The organism is Streptomyces sp. NBC_01197, assembly GCF_036010505.1.
Taxonomy (GTDB): domain Bacteria; phylum Actinomycetota; class Actinomycetes; order Streptomycetales; family Streptomycetaceae; genus Streptomyces.
This window is the reverse complement of the sequence record NZ_CP108569.1, coordinates 1,824,570-1,837,415: the sequence shown is the minus strand read 5'-3', so window position 1 is coordinate 1,837,415 and position 12,846 is coordinate 1,824,570. Positions and strand designations below refer to the sequence as shown.

The following is a 12,846-nucleotide window of genomic DNA, read 5'->3' as shown; positions in this document are numbered from 1 at the left end:
CCCCAGCACCCGGCGGCCGGCCCGTTCGGAGCCGGCCCGTTCAGAGCCAGCCCGCGAACTCCAGCAGCAGCTCTCCGTCCTGCCGCCGTCCCGCCGCGACCGCCCGTACCCCCGACTCCACCGCCCGGAACAGGGTCCAGCCGTGCAGCCGCGCGTGCTCGACCTCCAGCGAGTCCGCCAGCCGGTTCACCCGGCGCCGCACCGTGGAGGGACCGACAGCGGCGGCGACCAGGTCGTCCACCCGGTCGCGCACCAGCCGGGCCAGGTCGTACGCCCGCTCGCCGACCACCGGGTCGGGACCCACCGCGAGCCACGGGGCGCGCTCGCCGGCGAGAACCTTGCTCTGGCGGAAGTTGCCGTGCAGCAGCACACTCTCCGAACCCGAGGCGAGCAGTTCGTCGCGTGCCGAGAGCGCCGCGTCGACCAGGGGGACGACCAGCGGCTCGGCCGTCGCGCGCATCGCCGCGGCCTGCCGGGCGGTCCGCTCGGCCACCGTCTCGAAACCGTGCGCGTCCGGCGGCGCCACCCAGAGCTTGCGCACCGTGCCCGCGGCCTCCAGGAGGGCCTTGGCCTCAGGCAGCGAGTGCAGCGAGACCTCCGGGTGCAGACGCTCTAGGAGCAGAGCGGTGTCGCCCGGGGCAGCGTCGTCGAGCAGCTGTACGGCGCCCCAGCCGTTCCAGTGCGCCAGCGCGGCCCGCTCCAGACCGGGCCGGGCGAAGGGCGGAGCCAGCTTCAGTACCGCATGCGTCCCGTCGGCGCGGCGCACCAGCACGATCAGGGCGCTGCGGCCCCCCGGGGCCTGCACCCGCTCGGCGGTCAACTCCCGTACGCCGATGGCCCCTTGCATATCAGTCTGAATCCGGCTGAGCCAGTCGGCCGCGGCGGCGTCCCCGTACGTCTCGCCGAGCGCCCGGACAAGCCGCTGCGGCGGTTCGAAAGTCATGCGTGCGTGGTTCCCTTTCCGGCAGCCTCTGCGGCCCGCTCGGCGAGCCCCGGAAAGGCTACGCTGCCGTCGCCGCGCCACCGCGCAGCCCGCACGGCGGCCTCCCGCAGGGCCAGCGCCGCCTCGTGCCGCAGCGGCCCCTGTCCGGCCCGCACCAGGTCGGAGTAGACATCGGCCACCCGGTCCTCCAGAACCGCCGCGAGCCGGACCGCGTCGCCCTGCCCCGCCACCTCGAAGGGCAGCGCATAGGCGGCCGACGCCGCGACCGGCTTCCCGCCCAGCCCCTGCACGGTCCTGACCAGCGCGTCACGCCGGGCGCGGTGGGTGTCGTACGCCTGGCGGGCCTCGGTCCTGCGCGCCGGGGCGACCCGGCCGCCGACGACGCCGTACCCGTACACGGCGGCGTGCTCGGCGGCCAGTGCGGCCTGCGCCGCTTCGAGTGCGCTCATCAGTGGTCCCCCTGGGTCAGCAGATACGCGTGGACGGCGGAAGCCGCCGCGACCGAGGCCAGCAGCCGCGCCAGCTCCGGCGGGGCACCGGCCAGCGCTGCGGTGTGCGCGTCGGTGGCCCGCCGCTCGGCCGCCGCGAGGGCCTTGAGGGCGGCCGTCCGGTCCGCCGGCACCGCGGGCGGCGCCGGCGCGGGCGACGCTTCCCGGGAGGCGCCGGGTGCCGGGGCACCGGCGGGCGGTGCCAGCGCCTTGACATGCAGCGCCACGGCGTCCCGCAGCGGGCGCGCCAGTCTCTCCGTGGCCTCGTCCCGGTGCTGGGCGAGCACCGCGTCGTACAGCGCGAGCAGGGCGCCGCTGGTCCGCGCCGAGCGCTGCCTGAGCATCGTCCCGGTGCCGGGGGCGGCCGCGCCGTGTGTACGGTGGGCGGCGGACCGCTCCGAACATCCGGTCAGGAGTGCGGCACCGGCAGCCGCCGCCGTGCTCAGCACACTCCTGCGTGTGGTCCCCGTGCCCAGCACGTGTGTCTCCCTCGGCCCGAAGTGATCACCGCAGGCGAGCGTACCTGCGGGTCAACACAGCGAGGACGGCAACACCCCTGGCGACCGGATACCCTTTGAGCTGACACGCGACGATCAGACACGCGGCGATCGAGAAACGCGACGATCCCACAACAGCACACGCGGCCGAGGAGTCACCCGGATGAGCACCACCCAGAGCGAGAGGCTGCGCGGGCTGCTGGAACCGCTCGTCGCCTCCAAGGACCTGGATCTGGAAGAGATCGAAGTCTCCCGGGCCGGCCGGCGTGGCGTACTGAGGATCACCGTGGACTCCGACGACGGCGTCGAGCTCGACACCTGCGCCGAGCTGAGCCGGGCCATCTCCGAGAAGCTCGACGAGAGCGACGTGATGGGCGACGGCGAGTACGTACTCGAAGTCAGCTCGCCGGGCGCCGACCGCCCGCTGACGGAGCACCGCCACTACGTACGGGCCACCGGCCGGCTGGCCAGGCTGACGCTGACCGGGGGCGATGAGCTGGTCGCGCGCATCCTCGCGGTGGACGCCGACGGCCTCGACCTCGAAGTGCCGGGCGTGAAGGGGCGCAAGCCGACCGCCCGCCGGGTGGAGTTCGCGGAGATCGCCAAGGCGCGCGTGGAACTGGAATTCAACCGCAAGGACAAGAAGGAAGAGGAGGCGTAGCCATGGACATCGACGTAAAGCTTCTGAAGGGCTTGGCGAAGGAGAAGGAGATTTCCTTCGACCTGCTGGTCGAGGCGATCGAGTCGGCCCTCCTCATCGCGTACCACCGCACGGAGGGAAGCCGCCGCCTCGCCCGCGTGCGCCTCGACCACGACAACGGTCATGTGACGGTCTGGGCGAAAGAGGACCCGGCCGATCTCGAAGAGGGCCAGGAGGCCCGGGAGTTCGACGACACCCCGTCCGACTTCGGCCGGATCGCCGCGACCACGGCCAAGCAGGTCATCCTGCAGCGGCTGCGGGACGCGGAGGACGACCTGACCTTCGGCGAGTACGCCGGGCGCGAGGGCGACGTCGTCGCCGGGGTCGTCCAGCAGGGCAAGGACCCGCGGAACGTGCTGGTCGACATCGGCAAGCTGGAAGCCATCCTGCCGGTGCAGGAGCAGGTGCCCGGCGAGACCTACTCGCACGGCCTGCGGCTGCGCACGTACGTGGTCCGGGTGGCCAAGGGTGTCCGCGGCCCGTCCGTGACCCTCTCCCGCACCCACCCCAACCTGGTGAAGAAGCTCTTCGCACTGGAGGTCCCGGAGATCGCGGACGGATCGGTCGTCATCGAGGCCATCGCCCGCGAGGCCGGTCACCGCAGCAAGATCGCCGTACGGTCGACCCGGTCGGGGCTCAACCCGAAGGGCGCCTGCATCGGCCCGATGGGCAGCCGGGTGCGCAACGTCATGGCCGAGCTGCTCGGCGAGAAGATCGACATCGTGGACTGGTCGGACGATCCGGCCGAGATGGTGGCCAGCGCGCTCTCGCCGGCCCGGGTCAGCAAGGTCGAGATCGTCGACCTCGCCGCCCGCTCGGCGCGGGTCACGGTCCCCGACTACCAGCTCTCGCTGGCCATCGGCAAGGAAGGGCAGAACGCCCGCCTCGCCGCGCGGCTGACCGGCTGGCGCATCGACATCCGCCCGGACACCGAGCCGGACGGCGGCCCGTCCGGCATCCGGGGCGACGAGGCCTGAGCCTCCGGTCCCGGCTGTGCGGCCGGGACCGTAACTGCACGATTACGGAAAACTTCAGGACAACATCCGTTCGATTCCTGCCCCAATCGGGTGGGGTCGTTACGGGGAGGTAGACTTAAACGTGTCTGGCCGGACAGTCGACCGAGCGTGCCCTGAGCGAACCTGCGTGGGATGCCGGGAGCGGACGGCCAAGAGCGAACTGCTGCGCATCGTCGTGGTCGAGGGCAAATGCGTCCCTGATCCGCGCGGTACGCTGCCCGGCCGGGGTGCGTATCTGCACCCCGCCATGGTCTGCCTCGACCTGGCGGTCCGCCGCCGGGCGTTCTCCAGGGCCTTCAAGGTCAGGGGTCCGCTCGACAGCGCGGAGCTGAACGAGTATGTCGGGCAGGCAGCACCGTAATAAGTGAACGGCACGGGTCCCCGTGCGGTCAGGTACCTCGCGAGTTGGAAGTAGGTCGAGATTGCGATGAGCACTCGATGAGTACGCGATGAGTACGCCCATGAAGTAGCGACGGTCCGGCGGTAACCCGGACCTAAAAGGAGCGAAGTGGCTAAGGTCCGGGTATACGAACTCGCCAAGGAGTTCGGAGTTGAGAGCAAGGTCGTCATGGCCAAGCTCCAAGAACTCGGTGAGTTCGTACGTTCGGCGTCCTCGACGATCGAGGCGCCGGTTGTACGCAAGTTGACTGACGCTTTGCAGGGGCCCGGCGGCAACGCCGGCAAGTCCGCTGCCAAGCCCGGCGCGCCCCGCAAGGCCGCGCCCTCCCCCGCACCCCGTGCGGGTTCCACGCCCGCGGCGCCGTCTCCGGCCGCCGCGGCCCGTCCCGCTGCCCCGAAGCCCGGTGTCCCGGCCCCCAAGCCGGCCGCCGCCGAGGCTCCGCAGAGCAGCGCCCCCAGCACCCCGTCGGCTCCGTCCGGTCCGCGTCCGGGCCCCAAGCCCGCGGCCAAGCCTGCTCCGGCGGCTCCGGTGCCGGCAGCCGAGTTCTCGGCGCCCGCCCCGGCCCAGCCGACGGCGCCGCAGACCCAGCGTCCCTCGGGTGCCACCCCTGGTCCCCGTCCCACGAACGCCCGTCCGGCCCCGGCCGGCGGTCAGCGTGACGGCGGCCGCGGTGGCGAGCGTCCGGCACGGCCGGCCGGTCAGGGCGCCCCGCGCCCCGGCGGCAACCGTCCGTCCGGTCCCCGTCCGGGCAACAACCCGTTCACCTCCGGTGGCTCCACCGGCATGGCCCGCCCGCAGGCACCCCGTCCCGGTGGCGCCCCGCGTCCCGGCGGCGGCCAGGACCGCCCCGGCGGCCCGCGTCCGCAGGGTGGTCCCGGTGGCGCTCCGCGTCCCCAGGGCCAGGGTCAGGGCGGCGCCCGTCCCAGCCCCGGCGGTATGCCCCGTCCGCAGGGCGGCGCGCGTCCGGCCGGTGGACCTGGCGGCGCCCCCGGCGGTAACCGTCCCAACCCCGGCATGATGCCGCAGCGTCCGGCTGCCAGCCCCCGTCCCGGTGGCGGTCCCGGCGGTGGCGGTCGTGGTCCCGGCGGCGGCGCAGGCCGTCCCGGCGGCGGCGCCCGTCCGGGCGGCGGCGGCTTCGCCGGCCGTCCGGCAGGTCCCGGCGGCGGCGGTCGTCCCGGCGGCGGCGGTGGCTTCGGCGGCCGTCCCGGCGGCGGCGCTCCCGGTGGTGGCTTCGGTGGACGTCCCGGTTTCGCGGGCCGTCCCGGCGGCCCCGGTGGCCGCGGTGGCACACAGGGTGCCTTCGGCCGTCCCGGCGGGCCCGCCCGCCGAGGCCGCAAGTCGAAGAGGCAGAGGCGCCAGGAGTACGAGGCCATGCAGGCCCCGTCGGTGGGCGGCGTCATGCTGCCCCGCGGCAACGGACAGGCCGTCCGGCTGTCGCGCGGTGCCTCCCTCACCGACTTCGCGGAGAAGATCAACGCCAACCCGGCGTCGCTCGTCGCCGTGATGATGAACCTCGGCGAGATGGTCACGGCCACGCAGTCCGTCTCCGACGAGACGCTGAAGCTCCTCGCGGACGAGATGAACTACGTCCTGGAGATCGTCAGCCCGGAGGAGGAGGACCGCGAGCTGCTCGAGTCCTTCGACATCGAGTTCGGCGAGGACGAGGGCGGCGAAGAGGCTCTCGTCTCGCGCCCGCCGGTCGTCACCGTCATGGGTCACGTCGACCACGGTAAGACCCGGCTGCTCGACGCGATCCGCAAGACGAACGTCATCGCGGGCGAGGCCGGCGGCATCACGCAGCACATCGGTGCCTACCAGGTCTCCTCCGAGGTCAACGGCGAGGACCGCCGTATCACCTTCATCGACACCCCGGGTCACGAGGCGTTCACCGCCATGCGTGCCCGTGGTGCGAAGTCCACCGACATCGCGATCCTCGTGGTGGCGGCGAACGACGGTGTGATGCCCCAGACGATCGAGGCGCTGAACCACGTCAAGGCGGCCGGTGTGCCGATCGTCGTCGCGGTCAACAAGATCGACGTCGAGGGTGCCGACCCGACCAAGGTGCGCGGTCAGCTCACCGAGTTCGGTCTGGTGGCAGAGGAGTACGGCGGCGACACGATGTTCGTCGACATCTCCGCCAAGCAGGGTCTCCACATCGATTCCCTCCTGGAGGCCGTCGTCCTCACCGCCGACGCCTCGCTCGACCTGCGGGCCAACCCGGAGCAGGACGCGCAGGGTATTGCGATCGAGTCCCACCTGGACAAGGGCCGTGGTGCCGTCTCGACCGTCCTGGTCCAGCGCGGCACGCTGCGCATCGGTGACACGATGGTCGTCGGCGACGCGTACGGCCGGGTCCGGGCGATGCTCGACGACAACGGCAACAACCTCGAGGAAGCGGGTCCCTCGACCCCCGTCCTCGTGCTGGGTCTCACCAACGTCCCGGGTGCCGGCGACAACTTCCTGGTGGTCGACGAGGACCGTACGGCCCGTCAGATCGCCGAGAAGCGTGCCGCCCGCGAGCGCAACGCCAACTTCGCCCGCAAGGGCGTCAGGTTCTCCCTGGAGAACCTGGACGAGGCGCTCAAGGCCGGTCTGGTTCAGGAGCTCAACCTCATCATCAAGGGCGACGCGTCCGGTTCGGTGGAGGCTCTCGAGTCCTCGCTGCTCCAGCTCGACGTCGGCGAAGAGGTCGACATCCGGGTCCTGCACCGCGGTGTGGGTGCGGTCACCGAGTCGGACATCGACCTGGCGACCGGCTCCGACGCCATCGTCATCGGCTTCAACGTGCGCGCCGCAGGGCGTGCCGCGCAGATGGCCGAGCGCGAAGGTGTGGACGTCCGGTACTACTCGGTCATCTACCAGGCGATCGAAGAGATCGAAGCGGCCCTCAAGGGCATGCTCAAGCCGGAGTACGAAGAGGTCGAGCTCGGCACGGCGGAGATCCGCGAGATCTTCCGCTCGTCCAAGCTGGGCAACATCGCCGGTGTGCTGGTCCGCTCCGGCGAGGTCAAGCGCAACACCAAGGCGCGCCTGCTGCGTGATGGCAAGGTCATCGCGGAGAACCTCAACATCTCCGGTCTGCGCCGCTTCAAGGACGACGTCACCGAGATCCGCGAAGGGTTCGAGGGTGGTATCAACCTCGGCAACTTCAACGACATCAAGATCGACGACGTCATCGCGACGTACGAGATGCGCGAGAAGCCCCGCGGCTGATCCGTATCGCGGTTGATCCGTGCAGCGTCAGTCGGGGCCGCTCGGCGGGAGTTATATCCGTCGAGCGGCCCCGGCCGTTGCGTGTACGGTTCTGGTGTCCCTGCCAAGCGGTTGGCGGGGCGCGACCCCGAACCGGCGGGACATCCGGACATGCATGTATGTAGGGACACTGTCCTTCGATCTCCTGCTCGGCGACGTACGGTCGCTGAAGGAGAAACGCTCCGTCGTCCGGCCCATCGTGGCCGAACTCCAGCGCAAGTTCGCGGTGAGCGCGGCCGAGGTCGGCGACCAGGATCTGCACCGCAGAGCCAGGATCGGCCTCGCTGTGGTGTCCGGCGGGACGGAGCACCTCACTGATGTACTCGACCGGTGCGAGCGGCTTGTCGCCGCCCGGCCCGAGGTGGAGCTGCTGTCCGTACGGCGGCGGCTGCACAGCGACGAAGACGATTGAGCAAGGCTCTAGAAGGAGACGGACCAGTGGCCGACAACGCGCGGGCGAAAAAGCTGGCGGACCTCATCCAGGAGGTGGTCGCCGAGAAACTGCAGCGCGGCATCAAGGACCCCCGTCTGGGCACGCACGTGACCATCACGGACACCCGCGTCACCGGTGATCTGCGGGAGGCCACGGTCTTCTACACGGTCTACGGGGACGACGAGGAGCGGGCGAGCGCGGCAGCCGGTCTGGAGAGCGCCAAGGGCATCCTGCGCTCGGCGGTCGGCGCCGCGGCGGGGACGAAGTTCACCCCCACCCTCGCCTTCGTGGCGGACGCCCTGCCGGAGAACGCCAAGGCGATCGAGGACCTCCTCGACCGGGCCAGGGCGTCGGACGCCAAGGTGCGCGAGGCGTCGTCGGGCGCCAAGTACGCCGGCGGCGCCGACCCGTACCGCAAGCCGGAGGACGAGGCCGATGAGGCCGCCGCGTCCGGCGACGACGACGGGGACAACGCCTCCGCATGACACAGCAGAACACCGTGCCGGACGGACTTGTCATCGTCGACAAGCCGTCCGGCTTCACTTCGCACGACGTCGTGGCCAAGATGCGCGGGATCGCCAGAACCCGCCGGGTCGGCCACGCGGGCACCCTCGACCCGATGGCCACGGGCGTCCTCGTACTCGGCGTCGAGAAGGCCACCAAGATGCTCGGTCATCTGGCGCTGACCGAGAAGGAGTACCTCGGTACGATCCGGCTCGGCCAGAACACCGTCACCGACGACGCCGAGGGTGAGATCACCTCGTCCACCGACGCCTCGGCGGTGACCCGGGAGGCCATCGACGCAGGGGTGGCCCAGCAGACCGGCGCCATCATGCAGGTGCCGTCCAAGGTCAGCGCCATCAAGATCGACGGAAAGCGTTCGTACGCGCGGGTGCGCGGCGGCGAGGAGTTCGACATCCCGGCCCGCCCGGTGACGGTCTCCTCGTTCCAGGTGTACGACGTCCGCCCGGCCGTCGCCGACGACGGGACGCCCGTCGTCGACCTGGTCGTCTCGGTTGTCTGCTCCTCCGGCACGTACATCCGCGCCATCGCCCGCGACCTCGGCACCGCCACCGGGGTCGGCGGCCATCTGACGGCGCTGCGCCGGACCCGGGTCGGCCCGTACGGGCTCGACACGGCCCGGACGCTCGACCAGCTCCAGGAGGAGCTGACCGTCATGCCGGCCGCGGACGCCGCCGCTGCCGCGTTCCCCCGGTGGGACGTGGACGAGAGGCGGGCCAGGCTGCTGCTCAACGGCGTCCGGCTCGACATGCCCGGGTACCCGGCCGGGGCCGTGGCCGCCTTCGGTCCCGACGAGCGCCTTCTCGCCCTGGTCGAGGAGGAGAACGGCAAGGCGAAGAGCCTCGCCGTCTTCGGCTGACCCACCGTGGAGCGGGCAGGGCCGCTTGCCCGCTCCACGATCCCCCTCGCAAGGGGTCTGTCCAGCCTGGCCCCGGGATTCACTCGTTCGGCCAGGCGCTCGGAGTGAATGCCCGGAGCGCAAGGGGGCGCTTTCGGCCGGTGTCCTTCTCCCGGCGATCACCGCGCGCCTACGGTCGGACCATGGGAAGCGGGGACCGGGAGACGCTGGTACGCATTTGCGATCCGGCGGGACGGCCGAGGGGCACCGGCTTCGTCGCCGATGACCGGGGCACGGTGGTGACCAGCCATGAGGTGGTCACCGGCCTCACCGGAGCCGTGCTGTACGGAGCGGACGGCCGGACGTGCTGCGCCGGGTCCGAAGCGATCACCGCCCTGCCCGAACTGGGGTTGGCCCTGCTCCGCAGCGAGCACCTCGGCGTACCGCCCCTGCCGCTGGCCGTCCGGGACACGGTCGGGACCGGCAGCTATGTCCGCGTCGCCGCACTGGGCTGGCGCGCCGCGCGCGTGCTGGGCGAGACCGCGGTGAGCTACGCGGCGGACGGCCGCCGTCACCGGCTCGCCGCCCTGGAGCTGGCGCTCGGCACCCAGGGCAGCGACGCGCTCCGGCCGGGCAGCGCGGCGGCGGGCGGCCCCGTCGTGGACGAGGCGACCGGTGCCGTGCTCGGAGTGCTCGGAACCGCGCTCCAGGGCGACCGCCCGGTGGCCGGTCTCGCGGTTCCGCTGCGCGGCGCCGCGCTCGCTCCGCTGCTGCGGCGCAACGCCGCGACCGTCCCCGGTTACGGCCAGGATCTCAACCTCGCGGGCGTCCTTGAGCTGACCGCCACATCGGTCGGCGCTTCGGGCTCCCCTGAGCTCTGGCGTGACCCCGTTGAGCGGCCCGGCATCGCCGCCCCGCTGGACGCCTTCCAGTCGGCCGGCGGTCCCGTACTCGGCCTGGTCGGGGCCCCCGGTACGGGGCGGACGACGGAGCTGGCCGCCCTCGCCGCCCGCCGGGCCCGCGGGGCGCAGCCCGCCCCCACGGTCTGGCTGCGCGGCGCCGATCTGCGCGCCGCCGACGTCTCGGTCGCCGACGCGGTGGCCCGTACGGTCCGGCAGGCCGGGCGGATCGTGGGCGCCGATCGGTGCGGCGGGCTGGATGGCGCCACCCCGGAGAGGATCGCCGACCTCGCGGCCGCAGCCGGGCAGCCCCTGCTCATCCTGCTGGACGGGCCGGAGGAGATGGCGCCGCTGCCGGCCGGCGCGCTGCCGGAGTGGGCCCGGGCCACCACGCGCTGGCTGTGCGCGCACGGGGCGCGGATGGTGGTCGCCTGCCGCCCCGAGTACTGGGAGCAGGCGGCCGGGCTCCTGGGCCCCCGGGGCGCGGACTGCGTACGGATCGGGGATCTGCCGCCCCACGAGGCCGAGCGGGCCCGGCAGCGCTACGGCATCCCCGAGGAGATGCTCGCCCCGGAGGAGGCGGGCCATCCGCTCACCCTGCGGATGCTCGCCGAGGTGCGCGCCGCGATCCCCGGCGGGGTGGACGGCAGGCCCGCTCGCGAGGACGTCTTCACCGCGTACCTGGATCTGCTCTGTCTGCGGACCGCCGTACGGATCGCGGCCGACCGGCGCCCCGCACCCCGGGGCGCGGCGGTGCGGCGCCTCGCCGCCGGGGTCTCGGGCCGGGTGCACGAGGCGGCGCGGCGCTGTCTGGGCCCCGGGCAGGGGGAGCTGGACCGCGCCTCCTTCGAGGAGCTCTTCCCGTGGCGTACCGGCTGGGCGTCGGCCGTGCTCACCGAGGGGCTGCTGACCCCGGCGGGCGCCGGATACCGCTTCGCGCACGGCGAGCTCGCCGACTGGGTGCAGGGCGAGCACCTCGACGTGGACAGCGCGCTGTACGCGCTGGTGCACCGCCGCGCGGCGCAGCCGCCCGTGACCGCGGCCCGCCTCCCGGAGCGCACGGAAGCCGCCCCCGTGAAGCGTCCGCCGACCGTGCCCAGGCACCGGGCGGGACCGGTGGTTCAGGCGCTGCTGCTGCTCGGGCGCCGACACGGCCACCACGAACTGGGGCGTCGGCTGCGCGAGTTGATCGAGGCTCTGGACAGGATGCAGGACATGCCGACGGAGCCGCGCGTGCCGCGGCCGGGCCGGGAGGCGGGCACCGCGGCGGAGCCCGCGCTGCTCCCCGATCCGGAGTGGTGGGCCGCGCGGCTGCTCGCCGATGTGCTGCTGCGCGTCCCCGACGCCCGCCCGTACATCGGCGTACTGCGCCTGCTCGCCGACCGGATCACCCTCCTGTCGGTCCGCGCGGGCGGCCCGCGCGGGCTCGGCGGATTCCGCACCTTCGACAGCGCGTTCTGGGAGCGGCTGCGGCTCGGTGAGAGCCACCGTCTCGACCTCCTGCGGCGGCTGGTGCCCGCCGACGGCGTCCCCGGCGCGCGGGTCGCCGACCGCTATCTGGACGCCGCCGCCCGGCGGCTCGCCGCCGAGCCCAGGGCCGTACAGCCGCTGCTGTGCCGCTGGTTCGGCGACGAACGGCTGCTGCCGTCCGACGACGGCGCGGAGCTGCGGCCCACCGTCGCCGGCGCCGCGCAGGCGCTGCTGTACACCCGGCGGGGACTGGCCGTCGACGACCTCGCCGAAGCGCTCGCCGCCGCCGACCACCCCCGCGCCGACGAACTGCTCGCCGCGCTCGCCGAGGACGAGACCTCCGCGCTCTGCCGCGCCGTGGACCGCTGGGCGCACGACGACCGGCCCGAGCGCCGGGCGGTCGCGGCCCGTCAGGCCACGCGCGCCGCCGTACACGCCAGGACCGGCGCCGACCGCGAGCTGCTGCGGTATGCCGCACTCGCCCTGCTCGCCCGCCCCGGCGACAGCGGGCTGCACGGCTCCGCCCTGGCCCTGCTCATCAGCGACCCGCACACCCGCGCCCGGCATCTGCCGCGTGCCCTGGCCCTGTTCGAGTCCGGCCGGCCGGAGCTGCCCGCCGCGGCGCTCGCCGCCGCTCTGGCCACCCACCCCGAGCCGGTGTTCGCCGCCTTCGAGGCCGTCCTGCGGACGCGGCCGGACACCGCCGGCCCGGTGCTGAGCGCGCTCGCCGGGATCAGCGCCCCCGCCCCGGCCCGCCGCGCCGCCGCGCTCGTCCACGAGTACATCGACCGCCACCCGGCGGGCGCGAGGCACGCCGCGGCGTTCGTCGACCGCCGCCTGGAGGACGGCCCGGCCGCCCGCGCCGTCATCTTCCCGCTGGTCACCGGTTTGCTGCGGGGCCGCCCGAGCTCCGTGCGCGCGGCGCTCGCCCCGGTACTCGCCGCGCCGGGGGGCCAGGACTCGCGTGCGATGCGGGCCGAGCTGCTCGACGTACTCCTGGAGTACGAGCGGTACGAGGCCAGGGACGGTCTGGCCGTGCTTGAGGTCCTGGTGCGGACCGCGGCGCGCGGGGCCGACCGCCGCGCGGAGCCCCGGACCCGCGAGCTGGTCCGCCGCGCCGGACTGCTGCTGGTCCGTACGCCCGACGGAGCGGCCGTACTCGACCGGCTCCTGGTCGAACTGTCCACGCAGTGGCCCGTCTTCGCCGGACAGCTCGCCGACTGGATGGCCTGCGCGCCCCAGGAGTGGGCCGTCGTCGTCGGCCCGGGCGCCCGCCTCGCGGTCGGCAAACTGGGCGCCCCGATGCCGATGCACGCCGCGAGCGCCGGACATGGCAGTCTTAGACCTGCGTAACTGCAGGCATTGATCATGTACACGGGTTCGGGCGA

At 73.3% G+C, this 12,846-nt stretch carries 11 protein-coding genes; 8 read left to right on the top strand and 3 right to left on the bottom strand.

Annotation, left to right across the window (positions count from 1 at the left end; translation table 11 throughout):
* Positions 1-40: 40 nt before the first annotated feature.
* From OG452_RS08150 to OG452_RS08140, 3 genes are read right to left on the bottom strand one after another with little or no spacing between them, the layout of a single operon-like run.
* Positions 41-943 carry an aminoglycoside phosphotransferase family protein gene (locus tag OG452_RS08150; RefSeq protein WP_327294952.1) on the bottom strand — a complete coding sequence of 301 codons (903 nt, stop codon included), beginning with the start codon at positions 941-943 and terminating at the stop codon, positions 41-43.
* Positions 940-1,392, bottom strand: a complete 453-nt coding sequence (locus OG452_RS08145) for a ferritin-like domain-containing protein (RefSeq protein WP_327294951.1) — start codon at positions 1,390-1,392, stop codon at positions 940-942. Before OG452_RS08145 ends, OG452_RS08150 begins: the two co-directional genes overlap by 4 nt.
* Complete coding sequence (locus OG452_RS08140; protein ID WP_327294950.1) at positions 1,392-1,910, bottom strand: hypothetical protein; 519 nt, start codon at positions 1,908-1,910, stop codon at positions 1,392-1,394. The genes OG452_RS08145 and OG452_RS08140 overlap by 1 nt, the downstream gene beginning before the upstream one ends.
* A gap of 181 nt (positions 1,911-2,091) precedes the next feature.
* Between OG452_RS08140 and rimP the strand changes: the two genes are divergently transcribed.
* The 8 genes from rimP (at position 2,092) to OG452_RS08100 (ending at position 12,811) form a co-directional block, all read left to right on the top strand.
* Positions 2,092-2,589, top strand: coding sequence for a ribosome maturation factor RimP (rimP, locus tag OG452_RS08135; protein ID WP_327294949.1), 498 nt, complete (start codon positions 2,092-2,094; stop codon positions 2,587-2,589).
* Positions 2,590-2,591: 2 nt separating this feature from the next.
* The gene (nusA, locus tag OG452_RS08130) at positions 2,592-3,605 is read left to right on the top strand and encodes a transcription termination factor NusA (RefSeq protein WP_327294948.1); all 1,014 of its coding nucleotides are present in this window, start codon (positions 2,592-2,594) and stop codon (positions 3,603-3,605) included.
* Between the two features lie 121 nt (positions 3,606-3,726).
* Positions 3,727-4,005, top strand: a complete 279-nt coding sequence (locus OG452_RS08125) for a YlxR family protein (RefSeq protein WP_327294947.1) — start codon at positions 3,727-3,729, stop codon at positions 4,003-4,005.
* A gap of 147 nt (positions 4,006-4,152) precedes the next feature.
* Positions 4,153-7,257 carry a translation initiation factor IF-2 gene (gene infB, locus OG452_RS08120; protein WP_327294946.1) on the top strand — a complete coding sequence of 1,035 codons (3,105 nt, stop codon included), beginning with the start codon at positions 4,153-4,155 and terminating at the stop codon, positions 7,255-7,257.
* A gap of 154 nt (positions 7,258-7,411) precedes the next feature.
* The gene (locus OG452_RS08115; RefSeq protein WP_327294945.1) at positions 7,412-7,708 is read left to right on the top strand and encodes a DUF503 domain-containing protein; all 297 of its coding nucleotides are present in this window, start codon (positions 7,412-7,414) and stop codon (positions 7,706-7,708) included.
* A 26-nt stretch (positions 7,709-7,734) separates the two neighbouring features.
* Positions 7,735-8,214 (top strand): 30S ribosome-binding factor RbfA, encoded by a 480-nt coding sequence (rbfA, locus tag OG452_RS08110; RefSeq protein ID WP_327294944.1) that lies wholly within the window; start codon positions 7,735-7,737, stop codon positions 8,212-8,214.
* Complete coding sequence (gene truB, locus OG452_RS08105) at positions 8,211-9,110, top strand: tRNA pseudouridine(55) synthase TruB (protein WP_327294943.1); 900 nt, start codon at positions 8,211-8,213, stop codon at positions 9,108-9,110. Before rbfA ends, truB begins: the two co-directional genes overlap by 4 nt.
* Before the next feature lie 182 nt (positions 9,111-9,292).
* Positions 9,293-12,811 (top strand): serine protease, encoded by a 3,519-nt coding sequence (locus tag OG452_RS08100; protein ID WP_327294942.1) that lies wholly within the window; start codon positions 9,293-9,295, stop codon positions 12,809-12,811.
* The last annotated feature ends 35 nt before the right edge of the window (positions 12,812-12,846 follow it).